The organism is Mycobacterium sp. RTGN5 (genome assembly GCF_033804465.1).
GTDB lineage: Bacteria > Actinomycetota > Actinomycetes > Mycobacteriales > Mycobacteriaceae > Mycobacterium.
The window spans coordinates 38,378-53,802 of the sequence record NZ_JAPZLA010000008.1 but is presented as its reverse complement, the minus strand read 5'-3'; the positions used below and the strand labels follow the sequence as shown (position 1 = coordinate 53,802).

The 15,425-nt window shown below is 66.7% G+C and carries 15 protein-coding genes and 1 tRNA gene; 9 read left to right on the top strand and 7 right to left on the bottom strand.

Features of this window, described 5'->3' with window-relative positions; translation table 11 throughout:
• Window positions 1-3: 3 nt before the first annotated feature.
• Complete coding sequence (locus SLQ31_RS27550; RefSeq protein WP_319437359.1) at window positions 4-396, bottom strand: limonene-1,2-epoxide hydrolase family protein; 393 nt, start codon at window positions 394-396, stop codon at window positions 4-6.
• Between the two features lie 52 nt (window positions 397-448).
• The gene (locus SLQ31_RS27545; RefSeq protein ID WP_319437358.1) at window positions 449-1,903 is read right to left on the bottom strand and encodes an amidase; all 1,455 of its coding nucleotides are present in this window, start codon (window positions 1,901-1,903) and stop codon (window positions 449-451) included.
• A 64-nt stretch (window positions 1,904-1,967) separates the two neighbouring features.
• Between SLQ31_RS27545 and recO the strand changes: the two genes are divergently transcribed.
• Genes recO through SLQ31_RS27530 form a run of 3 tightly spaced genes read left to right on the top strand, consistent with a single transcriptional unit; the run spans window position 1,968 to window position 4,054 of the window.
• Window positions 1,968-2,789, top strand: a complete 822-nt coding sequence (recO, locus tag SLQ31_RS27540; RefSeq protein ID WP_319437357.1) for a DNA repair protein RecO — start codon at window positions 1,968-1,970, stop codon at window positions 2,787-2,789.
• On the top strand, window positions 2,755-3,663 hold the full coding sequence (locus tag SLQ31_RS27535; RefSeq protein ID WP_319437485.1) for a decaprenyl diphosphate synthase: 909 nt from the start codon (window positions 2,755-2,757) through the stop codon (window positions 3,661-3,663). The genes recO and SLQ31_RS27535 overlap by 35 nt, the downstream gene beginning before the upstream one ends.
• A 4-nt stretch (window positions 3,664-3,667) precedes the next feature.
• The gene (locus SLQ31_RS27530; protein ID WP_319437356.1) at window positions 3,668-4,054 is read left to right on the top strand and encodes a hypothetical protein; all 387 of its coding nucleotides are present in this window, start codon (window positions 3,668-3,670) and stop codon (window positions 4,052-4,054) included.
• Between the two features lie 80 nt (window positions 4,055-4,134).
• Here the strand turns inward: SLQ31_RS27530 and SLQ31_RS27525 are convergent, their stop codons facing one another.
• Entirely contained in the window at window positions 4,135-4,557 is a 423-nt protein-coding gene (locus tag SLQ31_RS27525; protein ID WP_319437355.1) for a Fur family transcriptional regulator, read from the bottom strand.
• A complete protein-coding gene (locus SLQ31_RS27520; RefSeq protein WP_319437354.1) occupies window positions 4,554-4,886 on the bottom strand; it encodes a metalloregulator ArsR/SmtB family transcription factor in 333 nt (110 codons plus the stop codon). The genes SLQ31_RS27525 and SLQ31_RS27520 overlap by 4 nt, the downstream gene beginning before the upstream one ends.
• Window positions 4,887-5,031: 145 nt before the next feature.
• On the opposite strand from SLQ31_RS27520, the gene SLQ31_RS27515 reads away from it, so the two are divergent.
• Window positions 5,032-6,423: a glycine--tRNA ligase gene (locus SLQ31_RS27515; protein ID WP_319437353.1), complete on the top strand. Its 1,392-nt coding sequence runs from the start codon at window positions 5,032-5,034 to the stop codon at window positions 6,421-6,423.
• On the opposite strand, the gene SLQ31_RS27510 is transcribed toward SLQ31_RS27515, so the two are convergent.
• Window positions 6,420-8,441, bottom strand: a complete 2,022-nt coding sequence (locus SLQ31_RS27510) for a TPM domain-containing protein (protein WP_319437352.1) — start codon at window positions 8,439-8,441, stop codon at window positions 6,420-6,422. The genes SLQ31_RS27515 and SLQ31_RS27510 overlap by 4 nt on opposite strands.
• Here SLQ31_RS27510 and SLQ31_RS27505 point away from each other — a divergent pair.
• The 3 genes from SLQ31_RS27505 to SLQ31_RS27495 are packed head-to-tail and all read left to right on the top strand — an operon-like array spanning window position 8,440 to window position 12,058.
• A complete protein-coding gene (locus tag SLQ31_RS27505; RefSeq protein ID WP_413643152.1) occupies window positions 8,440-9,753 on the top strand; it encodes a deoxyguanosinetriphosphate triphosphohydrolase in 1,314 nt (437 codons plus the stop codon). The genes SLQ31_RS27510 and SLQ31_RS27505 overlap by 2 nt on opposite strands.
• 9 nt (window positions 9,754-9,762) lie before the next feature.
• On the top strand, window positions 9,763-11,697 hold the full coding sequence (dnaG, locus tag SLQ31_RS27500; RefSeq protein ID WP_319437350.1) for a DNA primase: 1,935 nt from the start codon (window positions 9,763-9,765) through the stop codon (window positions 11,695-11,697).
• Window positions 11,698-11,752: 55 nt separating this feature from the next.
• On the top strand, window positions 11,753-12,058 hold the full coding sequence (locus SLQ31_RS27495; protein WP_319437349.1) for a hypothetical protein: 306 nt from the start codon (window positions 11,753-11,755) through the stop codon (window positions 12,056-12,058).
• Window positions 12,059-12,068: 10 nt separating this feature from the next.
• Here the strand turns inward: SLQ31_RS27495 and SLQ31_RS27490 are convergent, their stop codons facing one another.
• Window positions 12,069-12,320 carry a hypothetical protein gene (locus tag SLQ31_RS27490; protein WP_319437348.1) on the bottom strand — a complete coding sequence of 84 codons (252 nt, stop codon included), beginning with the start codon at window positions 12,318-12,320 and terminating at the stop codon, window positions 12,069-12,071.
• Window positions 12,321-12,473: 153 nt separating this feature from the next.
• On the opposite strand from SLQ31_RS27490, the gene SLQ31_RS27485 reads away from it, so the two are divergent.
• A tRNA-Asn gene (locus SLQ31_RS27485) sits at window positions 12,474-12,549 on the top strand.
• A gap of 200 nt (window positions 12,550-12,749) precedes the next feature.
• On the opposite strand, the gene SLQ31_RS27480 is transcribed toward SLQ31_RS27485, so the two are convergent.
• Window positions 12,750-12,962, bottom strand: coding sequence for a hypothetical protein (locus SLQ31_RS27480; RefSeq protein ID WP_319437347.1), 213 nt, complete (start codon window positions 12,960-12,962; stop codon window positions 12,750-12,752).
• Window positions 12,963-13,134: 172 nt separating this feature from the next.
• Between SLQ31_RS27480 and SLQ31_RS27475 the strand changes: the two genes are divergently transcribed.
• Window positions 13,135-15,420, top strand: coding sequence for a WD40 repeat domain-containing protein (locus tag SLQ31_RS27475; RefSeq protein ID WP_319437346.1), 2,286 nt, complete (start codon window positions 13,135-13,137; stop codon window positions 15,418-15,420).
• Window positions 15,421-15,425: the final 5 nt, after the last annotated feature.

Genomic DNA, 15,425 nt, shown 5'->3' with positions numbered 1-15,425 from the left:
CTCTCAGAGCGTGAACCCGCTCTGCCGTTCGAAATCGGCGAGATCGAAGTAGTCGCTGAACCGGACGATCTTGCCGTCGCGCACCTCGAAGACGCCGTTGACGGGTAGTACGACCTTGCGCCCGTCGGTCATCGTGAAGTAGTCGATGCGCTCGGCGAGTACCAGGCCGGGTTCGGCGGCAAGCGTGACGATGTCGAGCTTGGCCTCGGCGAAGGCGTCCAGAAACGCCTGGAAGATCGCGCGAATCCCCGCGATGCCCTCGATCGGGGCGACGGGCACATTGTGATAGATCGCGTCGTCGGCGAAGGCGGCGCAGATCACCTCGAGGTCGCGGTCCTCCCAGGAGCCGAGAAAGTCGCGGACGAGCTTCTCGCTGTCGTGCTTGGTGTCGGGCATGAAGAAGTAGTACCAACGGGCTGTTGCGTCGACAATTACCCGTAATGGCTATTTATTCGTGATCGGTCGGCACCGGGGTGTTCCACCAGATCTCGGGCTGCTTGTTGGACCAGCCGTTGATGGCCTCCAATTCGGCGGCCAGTGAGATCAGCAGCGGCTCGCTGTTGGCCGGGCCCATCAACTGAACGCCGATGGGCAGGCCGGCGGAGGTGAAGCCGGCCGGGATGTTGATCGACGGCCAGCCCAGCACGTTCCACGGGAAGGTCACCGGGCAGTCCGCGATCATTGCGCGGTCGGTGGCGCCTGCGCCGAGTTTGTCGAACTTGCGGGCGGGCGGAGGCGGCTGCGCCGTCGTCGGTGCCAGCACGACGTCGACGGAACGGAAGATCGCCCCGACGCGGCGGTGCAGGATCGGCTCGGTGGCCATGGCCCGGCGCAACAGGGCGCCGGAGAGCAGTCGGCCCATCCGCATGTTGGCCTCGGTCCTGGGGTCGAACACGACGTCGTCACCCAGCCGGTCGGCCCATTCCAGCAGTCCGGCCGTCGAGCGGGGCAGAAACGACAGGGGCAGCCGCAGCCCGTAGTTGGGATTGCCCGCCATCACGGTGTGGCCCAGCATGCCCAGCTGTTCGGCGACCTCGTTCAGCGCCGCCCGGATCTCGGGGTGCAGCTTGGCCGGGAAGATGGTGAACGGAAACCGTGTCGAGAGCGCGATCTTCAACGGTCCGGATGCGGCGCCGACGGCATCGACCATCCGCACCGGCGGCGGCTTGTACAGGTCGTCGTCGACATTGCCTGACGCGGCATCGAGGACTAGGGCGGCGTCGGCGACCGTGCGGGCCAGCACGCCGTTGACCGTGATGCCGTTGAACGGGTCGCGGATCGGCCAGGTCGAGATGCGCCCACGTTGCGGTTTGATGCCGACGAGGTGGGTCCATGCGGCGGGCACCCTGACACTGCCCGCGCCGTCGGATCCGATGGCCGCGGCCACCAGACCGGCCGCGACCGCCGCCGCGCTGCCGCCCGACGACCCGCCCGGAGTGTGCTTGCGCGACCAGGGATTTCGCGTGTGGCCGAATGCCGGTCCGCTGGTGAACGGCCACTGGCCGAGTTCGCAGCAGTTCGTCTTGCCGACGATCACCGCACCGGCTTCACGCAGCCGGCGCACCACCTCGGAGTCCTCGGTGGCCGGCCGGATGGGCCCGGCGACGCCGAAGGAGGTCGGCACCCCGGCGATGTCGACGTCGTCCTTGACCGCGATGGGGATGCCCAGCAGCGGTGCCTGCTCGCCGGCGGCGCGACGACGGTCAGCGTCGGCGGCGTCGGCGAGGGCCGATTCGGTGAGCACCACCCGGAAGGCGTTGAGGGTGGACTGGCTGGCCGCGATCGCGCGCAGCGACCGGCGGACCAGCTCGGTGGAGGTCACCGTCCCGCTGGCCAGTTGATAGAGCTGCTCGCCGATGGTGGGAAACCGCGGCGGCCTGCCCAAACTCGCGTGAGCTGTCATGGCGACGTCGAGACTAACGGCGCGGGTCCGCGCTTATGTCGCATTGCGGTGGGAAACTTCTCGGATGCGGTTGTATCGGGATCGGGCTGTTGTGCTGCGCCAGCACAAGCTCGGTGAAGCAGACCGCATCGTCACCCTGCTGACCCGCGACAATGGTCTGGTCCGCGCGGTCGCCAAGGGGGTGCGCCGCACCCGCAGCAAATTCGGCTCCCGGCTGGAGCCGTTCGCGCATATCGATGTCCAGCTGCATCCGGGCCGCAACCTGGACATCGTCACCCAGGTGGTGTCTATCGACGCCTTCGCCACCGACATCGTCAGCGACTACGGCCGCTACACCAGCGCCTGCGCGGTCCTGGAAACCGCCGAGCGACTCGCCGGCGAGGAGCGTGCGCCTGCGCCGGCGCTGCACCGGCTCACGGTCGGTGCGCTGCGCGCGGTGGCGGATGCGACGCGGCCCCGTGAGCTGGTCCTGGACGCCTATCTGCTGCGGGCCATGGGCATCGCAGGCTGGGCGCCCTCGCTGATCGAATGCGCCCGCTGTGCGGCGCCGGGCCCGCACCGCGCGTTCCACATCGCCGCTGGTGGCAGCGTTTGCATGCATTGCCGCCCGTCCGGCTCGACCACCCCGCCGCAGGCGGTGATCGACCTGATGTCGGCGCTGCACGACGGTGACTGGGAGGCCGCAGAGGCGTCGTCGGCGTCGCACCGCAGTCATGCCAGCGGTCTGGTGGCCGCGCACCTGCAGTGGCATCTGGAACGCCAGCTGCGGACCTTGCCGCTGGTGGAGCGTGTCTACCGGCAGCCCGCTGACCACGGTAAGGAGATGTTCAGGCAGGATGAAGCCCATGGCGATGAACCGGGTAACCAGCTCGTGGCGGGGGGCTGAACGCAAGCGGAAAGACCAATTTCCGCAGCTGCCCCCGGCGCCCGACGACTACCCGGTATTCCCCGACACCTCGGTGTGGCCGGTGGTGTTCCCCGAGCTGCCGCCGGTGCCAGGGGGCGGCCCGCGCCGCCCACCGCAGCACACGTCCAAGGCCGTGCCGCCGCCCATCCCGGCCGACCAGATGCCCAAGCACGTCGCCGTCGTGATGGACGGCAACGGGCGCTGGGCCACTCAGCGCGGGTTGAGCCGCACCGAGGGCCACAAGATGGGTGAGGCGGTGCTGATCGACATCACCTGCGGCGCCATCGAGATCGGCGTCCAGCACCTGTCGGTGTACGCGTTCTCCACCGAGAACTGGCGGCGCAGTGCCGAAGAGGTGCGCTTCCTGATGGGCTTCAACCGTGAGGTGGTGCGACGGCGCCGCGAGAACCTCGACGCCATGGGTGTCAACATGCGCTGGGTGGGCTCGCGGGCACGGATGTGGCGCAGCGTCATCAAGGAATTCGACATCGCCGAGAACATGACCGTCGGCAACGACGTGATCACGGTCAACTACTGCGTCAACTACGGCGGGCGGGCCGAAATCGCCGAGGCGGCAAAGCAAATCGCGCGTGACGTGGCGGCCGGGCGGGTCGACCCGGAACGGGTGAGCGAGGCCATGCTCGCCGAGCACCTGCACCGGCCCGACATTCCCGATGTCGACCTGTTCATCCGGACGTCGGGGGAGCAGCGGGCGAGCAACTTCATGTTGTGGCAGGCCGCGTACGCCGAGTACGTGTTCCAGGACAAGCTGTGGCCCGATTACGACCGGCGGGATCTGTGGGCGGCGTGCGAGGAATACGCCGAACGAAACCGGCGTTTCGGCCGGGCGTGATCGCGTGGACTTAGCGGGCAGGCTGGCCGAGGTGCTGACCGCGGTGGTACCCGTCGAGGTGGAACCCGATGGTGCGCTCACGGTGCGTTACGAGGGGACGTTCGCTTCACTGCGAACGGTCGCGATCACCGAGGACATCGAGATGGTTTCGGTGACCCAGGTGGTGGCCTGGGATCTGCCGGTCAACGCCGATTTGCGCAAACGAGTTGCGGCACAAGCGCAGTCGACGATGCTCGGGACCGTGACGTTTGTGGAGCAGTCGGGTAAGCGCGGGGATGTGATGCTGCGCTACAACTTTCCCGGCGAGGGACTGGCCGACAGCGCGCTGCAGACACTGGTGCTGATGGTGCTGGCCGGCGGCGCCGGTGCGCGCCGCGCGCTCGTCGACTAACGGGTTTGCGCCGAAACCGACGTTTCGCAGCCAAAGTTCGAGTGTGGAGCGTCCAAACGTCGATCTCGGCGTGAAATCACTCAGCCGCGGCACTGAGCGCAGGTGCCGAACAGTTCGATGGTGTGGCTCACGTCCGAAAACCCATGTTCCTCTGCCACTTCGGCGGCCCAGGCCTCGACTTCGCGACCACTGACCTCCACGGTCGCACCGCAGCTGCGACACACCAGGTGATGGTGATGGTCCGCCCCTGCGCAGCTCCGGTACATCGACTCGCCGGTGTCGGTGCGCACCATGTCCACCAGATCGGCCGCCGACAGTGACTGCAGCGTCCGGTACACGGTGGTGAGCCCGATGTTCTCGCCGCGGCGGCGCAGCTCGTCGTGCAACTCCTGGGCCGAGCGGAACTCATCGACGGTGTCGAGCAGCGCGATGATCGCCCCCCGCTGACGGGTGGCGCGTACTCCGGTCGCGGCGGCGCGCGGACGAATATCGGCTCCGGTCACGGATGCTCCTCACCGGCGTGGCTGATCGCGGCGACGACGATCTCGGCCAGGTGATCGTCCACCAACCGGTACATCACCTCGCGCCCGGAGCGTTCGCCTGCCACCACTCCGGCGGCCTTCAGGATCCGCAGGTGCTGGCTGACCAGCGGCTGCGGCACGTCGAGCGCGTCGACGAGCTCATGCACGCAGCGCTGGGATTCCCGCAGCTGCAGCACGATCGCGATGCGTACCGGCGCCGCCAGCGCGCGCAACAGCTCACCGGCGTGTTCCAGGAGGTCGGCTCGCGGCGACGACAGTTCGTCGACCCGGCCGTGGGCGGGTGCGGTCATGTCGTCACCTCCCGTTATTGGAAACGATTTCCACTTGACGCCCACTTTTCCATGCACGATCACGCATGTCAAAGGTTCGATTGGTGGGTCGTTAGGCTGTATGGCTATTGCCCGTCCGCAAGCCTTGCGTCGTCCATAGATAGGAGTGGCACCCATCGTGGCGTCCGTCATTGATTCCGTCGTCAATCTGGCCAAGCGTCGTGGTTTGGTCTACCCAGCCGGCGAGATCTACGGCGGCACCAAGTCGGCGTGGGATTACGGCCCGCTGGGCGTCGAGCTCAAGGAGAACATCAAGCGCCAGTGGTGGCGGTCGGTGGTGACCGGCCGCGACGACGTCGTCGGCCTGGACAGCTCGATCATCCTGCCGCGCGAGGTGTGGGTGGCCTCCGGTCACGTCGAGGTGTTCAACGATCCGCTCATCGAGTGCCTCAACTGCCACAAGCGTCATCGCCAGGATCACCTTCAAGAGGCCTACGCCCTGAAGAAGGGTGGCGAGCCTGATGACGTCCCGATGACCGAAATCGTCTGCCCGGACTGCGGCACCAAGGGCCAGTGGACCGAGCCCCGCGAATTCAACATGATGCTCAAGACCTACCTCGGCCCGATCGAATCCGAGGAAGGCCTGCACTACTTGCGCCCGGAGACCGCGCAGGGCATCTTCGTGAACTTCGCCAACGTGGTGACGACCTCTCGCAAGAAGCCGCCATTCGGCATCGGCCAGATCGGCAAGAGCTTCCGCAACGAGATCACCCCCGGCAACTTCATCTTCCGCACCCGCGAGTTCGAGCAGATGGAGATGGAGTTCTTCGTCGAACCCGACACCGCGCCGGAATGGCACAAGTATTGGATCGACACCCGGCTGAAGTGGTACACCGACCTCGGCATCAACCCCGAAAACCTGAGGCTCTACGAGCATCCCAAGGAGAAGCTGTCGCACTACTCGGCCGGTACCACCGACATCGAGTACAAGTTCGGCTTCCAGGGCAACCCGTGGGGCGAGCTCGAGGGCATCGCCAACCGCACCGACTTCGACCTCAAGACGCACTCGGAGCATTCCGGTACCGACCTGTCGTTCTACGACCAGGCCGCCGACACGCGCTACGTCCCCTACGTCATCGAACCCGCAGCGGGACTTACCCGTTCGTTGATGGCGTTCCTCGTCGACGCCTACGCCGAGGATGAGGCCCCCAACGCCAAGGGCGGGGTGGACAAGCGCACGGTGCTGCGGCTGGACGCCCGGCTGGCGCCGGTCAAGGCCGCGGTGCTGCCGCTGTCACGGCACGCCGACCTGTCCCCGAAGGCCAAGGATCTGGCCGCCGAACTGCGCAAGTACTGGAACATCGAGTTCGACGACGCCGGTGCGATCGGCCGGCGCTACCGCCGTCAGGACGAGATCGGCACACCCTATTGCGTGACAGTCGATTTCGACACGCTCGAAGACCACGCGGTCACCGTGCGTGAGCGCGACGAGATGACGCAGGAACGCATCGGCATCGACTCGGTCGTCGACTACCTGTCGACACGCTTGCGCGGTTAGAACCGGCCCCCGCCGCCGAGCATCCCGCCTCCGCCGCCGGAGGATCCCGATGATCCGCCGTAGCTGCTCGACGTCCACCCGCCGCCGCCACCGAATCCGCCGCCGAGTCCGCCGGACAGGATGTTGCCGAGGATGATCCCGCCGATCATCGCGCCCATGTTCGACGAACCGCCAACTCCACCATAGTGATTCATGTACGTCCGCTGGCCTGACTGGACGTCGTTGTTGGCCAGCTGCTGGGCCTGAGCGGCCAGCATCGACGCGCCGTTGGCGTGGGCGATGGCCTCGGTGACGTTGGACTTCTGCTTGGCCTGCGCGGCTTCGAGCTGCCGCACGGCCTCGTTGAGACGCGTCCGCGCCTCGGGCCCGACACTGCCGCGGCGGGTATCGATGTAGTCCGCCACCGAGCGCACCCGTGACTCCGCGGTGAACAGCGCCTGGTCGAACGACCGGCCCAGTCGCTCAGCGGTTTCGCGCTCCTCGGTGACGCCGGCCAGCAGCCGGTCGAGGTCCGCGTCGGCCTGGGTCAACTGGGTGAACGCACCCAACGGGTCGGCGGTCCCGTCGGTCTGCGCGGCGGCCACCGCTGCCACTGCGGCATCACGCGCGGCGGTCAGCTCGGAAGTGTTGGCCAATCCGCCCTCGGTCAGCTGTGCCACCGCCTGGTTGATGCCCTGCTGGGTGTCGGCGATCGCCGCAGGCAGAGTGGCGACCGCTCGCCTGATGTCGCTGGCCGCGCTGTCCACCGCGCTGAGCATCGAACTTGCCTGCTGCAGAGCCGATTCCGTGGCGCGCACGCAGTCGACCAGTTCACCTTGCTCGCCGGCAACCGGTTTGGCCACCAGCTCGCGGGCGCGGCTGATCGAGTGGTCGGCGAATTCCAGCCGCTCCTTGGCGGCGGCGACGTTGCGCGCCACCGAAGCCAATGCGGTCTCGGCGAACTCGCTGTGCAGCTGGGTCAGTGTCGTCTGAGCGGGATCGATGCGGGCGCTGACATCCACCAACTTCTGGGTCAGAATGTCGAGCCGGTCGGGAGCGTTGATGACCAGATCCCGGAGTTCGTGGAACGCCTGGGTTTGGGCGTCCAGGTCGCGGTCGGCCCGCGCGGCGGCGACCACGACCCGGGTGAGCAGATCGCGGCGCTGGGCCGGTGTTTCGGGAATCGTGTCATCGAGTTGCTGGCGCACATTGAACGCCTGCTGCAGGGTGGCCTTCGCGTTCTCGACGGCCCGGTTGAATCGATCCGCCTGCTGCTGGCCGAATTCCTCGGCGGCCAAGGCCAATTCGTTGGAGCTGGTTCGCACGGCGTTGTCGACGTCGACGACGATCGATCGGGACAGCTCGTCGAGGGCATCGAGGGGTACCGAGGCCAGCGCGTTGGGGTCGGTCGGGTCCACCCGCTTGGCGGCCGCCACCTCGGCTTCGTGCCGCTTGTTGCGGCGCCGGCGGCTCCACAGCAGGAGCAGCACGATCGCCAGGCCGATGATGCCCACGATGATCAGTAGCGGTACCAACGAGAATCCGCCGGAACTGCTGCTGCCGCTGGCGCCCAACCCCGCTAGCCCGTTGGCGGCCGCGATCGCCGCGCCTGCCCAGTCGCTGTTGTGTAGCGCAGGCTCGACCTTGTTCAGCCGGATCTGGTCGACCTGGGCCGAGGTGGCACCGCCCGCCGCCGCCGACGGAACCAGGAAGGCATATGACCGCTGCCCGGTCGCGACCGCAAGGATCGCGTCCTGGCTACCCAGATCGCTGAGGCTGCGGGTGCCGTCGGCCCATGCCGTCGCGGTCGTGGGGGCGAAGGAGTCGACGAAGACCACCCAGAGGCGCACATGGCGGTCCCGGTAGAGCGTGTCGACCGCCTGCTGCACGCTGGCGAGCTGACCTCCGCTCAGTGCGCCGGCGTTGTCGGTGACGTAGTCAGGCAGCCGCAACGGTGGCTCGGCCACCGCGGCGGGCGCGACCAAGGTGGCGGCGGTCAGGATGGCCACGAGCAGGCTGAGCACACGAGCGAGGCGCATGACCGTCAAATGTAGTAGGGCGGGGCTGGCAGACTGTGCCTCGGTGACGACGAATGAGCACGGCCACTACGACGAGGCCGACCGTGAGCGGGTGGTGCACGAACCGCCGAAGACTGCCGGGCTGCCCGGTACGTCGACCGAGCACCGCACCGATTTCGCCCGCGATCGCGCCCGCGTCCTGCACTGCGCCGCCTTTCGGCGGCTGGCCGACAAGACCCAGGTGGTCGGGCCCCGGGAGAGTGAGAACCCCCGCACCCGGCTGACCCACTCGCTCGAGGTCGCCCAGATCGGGCGGGGGATGGCAGTGCCGCTGGGGTGCGATGCCGACCTGGTCGACATGGCCGGGCTGGCCCACGACATCGGTCACCCGCCGTACGGCCACAACGGGGAACGGGCACTCGACGAGTTCGCGGCGGCCTGCGGCGGCTTCGAGGGCAACGCCCAGAACTTCCGGATCCTGACCCGCATCGAGCCGAAAGTGCTTGACGAGCAAGGTCGTAGCGTCGGACTGAACCTGACCCGCGCGGGGCTGGACGCGGTCACGAAATACCCGTGGTTCCGCGGTGAGCGCGGACGAAAGTTCGGTTTCTACGCCGACGACTGGGCGCTGGCCGAGTGGGTGCGGGGCGAGGCGCCGTCGCAGCGCCCGTGCCTGGAGGCCCAGGTGATGGACTGGGCCGACGACGTGGCCTACTCGGTGCACGACGTCGAGGACGGCGTGGTGTCGGGCCGCATCGACCTGCGGGTGCTGGCCGATGACGACGCCGCGGCGGCGTTGGGCCGGCTGGGGGAGTCGAGCAGCCTGAGCGCAGCGGAGCTGGAGGCAGCGGCGCGGCGGCTGTCCGAGCTGCCGGTGGTGGCCGGCGTTGGCAAGTACGACGGGACTCTCGCGGCGTCGGTGGCGCTTAAGCGACTGACCAGTGAACTGGTCGGGCGGTTCGCGTCGGCGGCGGTCCGGCTGACCCACGAGCAGGCCGGCCCGCAGCCACTGGTGCGCTATCAGGCGGATCTGCAGGTGCCCGGCGCGGTGCGGGCCGAGGTCGCGCTGCTCAAGACACTGGCGCTGCAGTTCATCATGTCCGACCCGCGGCACCTCGAACTGCAGGGACGGCAGCGGGAACGCGTCCACCAGGTGGCGCACTGGCTGCTCGACGGCGCACCCGCGACGCTGGATCCGATCTTCGCGCCCGAGTTCAACGCCGCCGTGGATGACGCGGCCCGCATGCGGGTTGTCGTCGATCAGGTCGCGTCGTTCACCGAGGGCCGACTGGAGCGCATCGACGCGCACAACGCCGGTGGCCGTGGGCTCTAGACTGTGCCGATGGCAGGAGCGGTGAGCGCGGGCGGCGACCGAAAGGGTCGCATCTCCGATCGCGATATCGCCGCCATCCGCGAACAGGTCCGCATTGAAGACGTCGTCGGCGACTACGTCCAGTTGCGCCGGGCCGGCGCGGACTCGATGAAGGGCATCTGCCCGTTCCACGACGAGAAGTCGCCGTCGTTCCACGTGCGGCCCAACCACGGCCACTTCCATTGCTTCGGCTGCGGGGAGGGCGGTGATGTCTACGCCTTCATCCTGAAGATCGAACACGTCAGCTTCGTCGAAGCCGTGGAGATGCTGGCTGACCGCATCGGCTACACCGTGACCTACAGCGGTGGCGGCACCAGCGTGCAGCGTGACCGCGGCAGCCGCAGCCGGCTGACGTCCGCCAACGCCGCCGCACAGGAGTTCTACGCTGCCGCACTGGAATCCGAGGAGGCCGCGCCGGCCAGGCAGTACCTCAAAGAGCGCAACTTCGACGCCGCCGCTGCCCGCCAATTCGGCTGCGGCTTCGCGCCGTCGGGCTGGGATTCGCTGACCAAGCATCTGATCCGAAAAGGCTTCGAGTTCAAGGAACTCGAAGCCGCCGGGCTGTCCCGCGAGGGCAGGCGCGGCCCGATGGACCGCTTCCACCGCAGGCTGCTGTGGCCCATCCGCAGCGCCAGCGGCGAGACCGTCGGCTTCGGCGCACGCCGGATTTTCGACGACGACACGATGGAAGCGAAGTACGTCAACACCCCAGAGACCGTGCTGTACAAGAAGTCCAACGTCTTGTTCGGCATCGATATGGCCAAGCGGGATATCGCCAAGGGGCATCAGGCCGTCGTCGTCGAGGGCTACACCGACGTGATGGCCATGCACCTGGCCGGGGTGACCACCGCGGTCGCCTCGTGCGGTACCGCGTTCGGCGACGAACACCTCTCGATGCTGCGGCGATTGATGATGGACGACAAGTTCTTTCGCGGCGAACTGATCTACGTGTTCGACGGCGACGCGGCCGGTCGAGCCGCCGCCCTGAAGGCGTTCGCGGGAGAACAGAACCTGGCCGGCCAGAGTTACGTGGCCGTCGCGGCCGACGGCATGGACCCGTGCGATCTGCGGCTCGCGCAGGGGGACACCGCGCTGCGCGATCTGGTGGCTCGGCGCACGCCGTTGTTCGAGTTCGCCATCCGCACCGCGCTGACCGAGCACGACCTGGAGATGGCCGAGGGTCGGGTGTCGGCGCTGCGCCGGTGCGTGCCGATGGTCGCCCAGATCAAGGACCCGACGTTGCGCGACGAGTACGCCCGCCAGCTCGCGGGCTGGGTCGGCTGGGACGACGTCGCGCAGGTGATCGCCCGGGTTCGCGAGGAAGCCGGCCACAAACCCGGGGCTCGCGGCGATAACCGCCGCCAAGCTGCGGGGCGGCCGACCCCGCCCGTCGACGGCGCGGCGCGGCGGCCCGACCCCCGCGATCCGACACTGTGGCCGCAACGCGAAGCGCTCAAGGCGGCGCTGCAGTACCCGGCGCTGGCCGGGCCGGTTTTCGACTCGCTCACTGCGGAGAGCTTCACCCATCCCGGTTATACCGCGGTGCGGATCGCGATCGCGGCCGCCGGCGGGACGGCGTCGGGCATCACCGGTGGTCAGTGGATCGACACGGTGCGTGAACAGTGCGGCGCCGCGGTGACCGAAGGCCTGATCATGGAGCTCGGTGTCGAGGGGATCCGGGTCGAAGACGAAGAGCGACTCCCGCGCTACATCGGCGGTGTGCTGGCCCGGCTGCAGGAGGTCTGGGTAGGCCGCCAGGTGGCCGAGGTCAAGTCCAAGCTGCAGCGGATGTCGCCAGTGGAGCAGGGCGACGAATATCACGCGCTGTTCGGCGACCTGGTGGCGCTGGAGGCGTATCGGCGCAGCCTGCTGGAGCAGGCCAGCGGCGACGACCTCACTGCGTGATAACTGTGAGCAGGTTATGGTTAACGGACTGCCTATCTCCGGCGAAAGGTCAGATATGACTACCGCGAACACTCGTGCCCGCCGTATCGCCGCTGTTGGCGCGCTCGTCGTGGCTGCGGCTGCGATCCCGGCCCTGGCTGAACTGACGGTTTCGTCCTCGTCGACCACCACCGCTACCGGCACCTGCCTGGCGTGGTTCGGCTCCCGCGGCGACGGGCAATGCCTGAGCTACTCGAACAACAACGTCAGCGTGGGCACCCCGCAGGTCGGCATCGGCGGCCCCAACAGCGGTAGCCCGGGTGTGGGTATCTCCACCGGTCCGCTGCTGCCGGGTCAGACCATCAGCATCCCGATGGGCTAACTGCCCGCTCTTATTGCGTTTCCGACCGCTGTGGTTCCACCACGGTGGTGTTGGCGTCGATCTCGGTGAGCGTGACCATCTTCGGATCAGCATCCGGTGACACCCGATCGGCGAGCTTGCGGCGGCCGGCGTCGATCACGGATTTGGTGGCGGGATTGCCGGTGAGCGCGCGAAACGTGCCGACGATCTGCTCATAGCGCTTACGGCCGGCCTTGGTGCCCAACACATAGCCCACTCCAAGTGTGGCCACAAACCGGATCACTGCGCTCCCTCCATCGAAACCCCGCCCCACCATCCTGCCTGACGCGACGGGGTTGGCGCCCGCCCACCCGTTTTGGCGTCGAGGGTGCCCGATAAGCTAAAGTCACTCTCCGGTCCGCATCAGCGCACGCGCGCTCCTGCGGGAAGAAGTTAGTCCCCTGTAGCTCAATTGGCAGAGCTTCCGACTGTTAATCGGACGGTTCTTGGTTCGAGTCCAAGCGGGGGAGCCAGCACCGACACCGATGGCCTTACTCGGGCCTGATTCACCGGACGCCCCGGACTTCATGCAGCTCAACAGCGCGTGTTCATTGTGCAAACCCGTCAATTAGCTGGTAGTTGTCTATGCATTCGCTGATTTGGCAGGGGGGCGCATTGTGGCGATGAAGCATGGGAAGCCGAGGAGTCGGCATCGAACTCGTGTCTGTCGACGTCAGGCGTACTCCTGGTTGAGCGCTGGGGCGCTCACACTGGGGGTTGGGGCGGCGCTGGCAACCGCGAGTGGCGTCGCGCACGCCGACACCACTGGCTCGGATGGTTCGTCATCGTCGTCGAGCCGCAGTGCCAGCGGTTCCGCGTCACCGAATGGGGCGACCAGGTCGCACTCGTCGGGCACCACGCACGCCGTCTCGAATCGGTTGCGCATCGCACCTCAGACGTCCAGCGCCGTTGCTTCCCCGAAGGCCGCCTCGGGTCGGCTTTCCATCAGGTCCACGCCGCGCAAGCTGGCAGAGACCGCTCCGGCCCTGCCCGCGGCCATCACACCCGCTGCGGCCCAAGCGGTTCCGGGCGCTGCGGTTGATCCCACTGTCGCGGCCGTGGTCAACCTGGGTGGTTACGTATCCGAGGCGTTGGCGGCGAGCCCCAACGGCCGCTATGTGTACGTCGCTTCCGTCACCCCAAATATGTCTGCAGGTGCGGTGGTGGTCATCGATACCACCACCAACAAGGTCGCCAAGACGATCAAGACCGATTTCGCGGTCACCAGCGTGGCCGTCGCCCCGGACGGGCGGGTGTACGCAGCGGGCTATCGCCCGACGAGCACGTCTAGCGGCGTCGGTGTCGTGGCTATCATCAGCACGGCGAACGCGCTCTCGAAGACGATCAATCTCGGTGCGAGCGTCGCATATGAGACGTCCATCTCCGTGGCGCCGGACGGCAAGTCGGTCGTCGTCGGATGGGGCATCCCCACCAACTACGGGGTCGGCTACAACGCCGCCGTGTCCGTTATCAGCACGGCGTCGCAAAAGGTCACCCGGACCGTCACTTTCGACGGAGCGATCACCGATCTCGCGGTCACCGTGGACAGCAAGAGCGCTGTGGTCGCCGCGACCAACCGCTACCCTGCGGAGCTGTTGAAGGTCGACCTCGCAACCGGAGCGGTCGCCCCATTTGACATCAGAGACGCTGGTTCCAGTCCACAGAGCATCGCTCTGACTCCGGGTGGCGCCTTCGCCATCGTCGCTATGCAGAACGGCAACCAGGATATTGCGATCGTCTCCGTGAATTCCGGTGACGTGCTGGCCACGTTCAACGCCGGCTCGACGAATTGGATCCGTCAAATCCGGTTGAGCCCGGACGCGAAGTACTTATTCGCGGTCGAGGACGACGTCGTGAACACTGTCGACATCGCCAGTCGCACAGTGATCGACACGGTCAACCTCGGCCCGAGCATGCGTTACGCAGAAAACGTCATCGTGACCTCGAAGGGGCGACTCTACGCGTCGAGCCCGGTGCGCTTCGATGTCGTTGTCCTGACGATGTATCCAGCCGACGCCGTTCCGGTGGTGTCGGTTTCGGTCGGCGATCCCACTGCCTCGACGGGCGTCGTGAAAGGGTCGGTCACTGCCAACGACCCGAACGGCAATGCATTGACGTTTTCGGCGACAACGCCCAGCAAGGGCAAGGTCACGATCGATAAGACCACGGGAGCGTTCACCTACACTCCCACCGCGGCCGCTGGGCATGCCGCCTCGGCCACGTCTGCAAGCTCTGCCGACAAGACTGACACGTTCACGATCACCGTGACCAACAGCGTGGGCACGGCAGTCAGCGTGCCGGTCACGGTGGCGATCGCCCCGAAGAACGCGGCGCCAAGCAGCGCCAAGGCGAAGGCGGGGACACCGAATACGACCACCGGAGCGGTCACCGTCACTGTCACCGCCAAGGACGCCGACAAGGATTCCCTGAGCTTCACCGTGTCCACACCGTCGAAGGGCACCGTCGAAATGGGTGCGAACGGTTCGTTGACGTACACGCCGACCGAACAGGCGCGTTTGGATGCAGGGGCGGCGAATGCGAGTGCGGCGGTGAAGACCGACAGTTTCACTGTCACGATCAGCGACGCGCACGGCGGCACCACGAACGTGGCGGTCAAGGTGAACGTCGCGCCAATCACGTTGACGCCCAACGCCCAAAACCTATACGCGAACATCGGCGGCGCCAACGTGATCAGTGCTCAACTGGTCCTGGGGTCCGACAAGAAGACCAAGCGGATGGTGGTCTACATGTCGGGCATCGTTTTCAACGAGACCGACCTGGCGGCCGCGTATCGCGCAGTCGCATTCGGTGAACTGAATCCGTCCGTCAGCAATTTCATCGACACCATGTATGGCGAATGGAAGCCGACGGAAATCATGTTGGTCGGCTTCAGCGGTGGTGGCATCCAGCTGCAGAACTACGCGGCGGTGGGAAACAGCAGGAGCGCGGTGAAAACCATGGTCCTGTACGGTGCGCCAATTTCCAAGACACTGGACGACCTGGGAGTCAAGGCCGGTTCCACCAAGAGTGTCGTCGATATTGTCGACATTGGTGATCTGTTGGTCCCCAAGGTATCTCAAATCGCAGCAGAGTTGTCGTACAGCGCTTCTGGCACCGACAAAGGCGCTATTGCCCTGACGAACACCACATACTTTGGGACGATTGAAGGGAACCTCCTCGGCGCTGGTAACCATGATGCGGCAACGTACAAGCAGGCGGCAAAATTGTTCGACGCCTTCGTGAAGTCATCTTCTGCGGGAAGCGATCTCAAAAGCATCAACAAAGACATGCAGAGGTTCGCAGGGACTGTCATCGACGAAACTCATACCACCATCAAGAACTAGGCGAC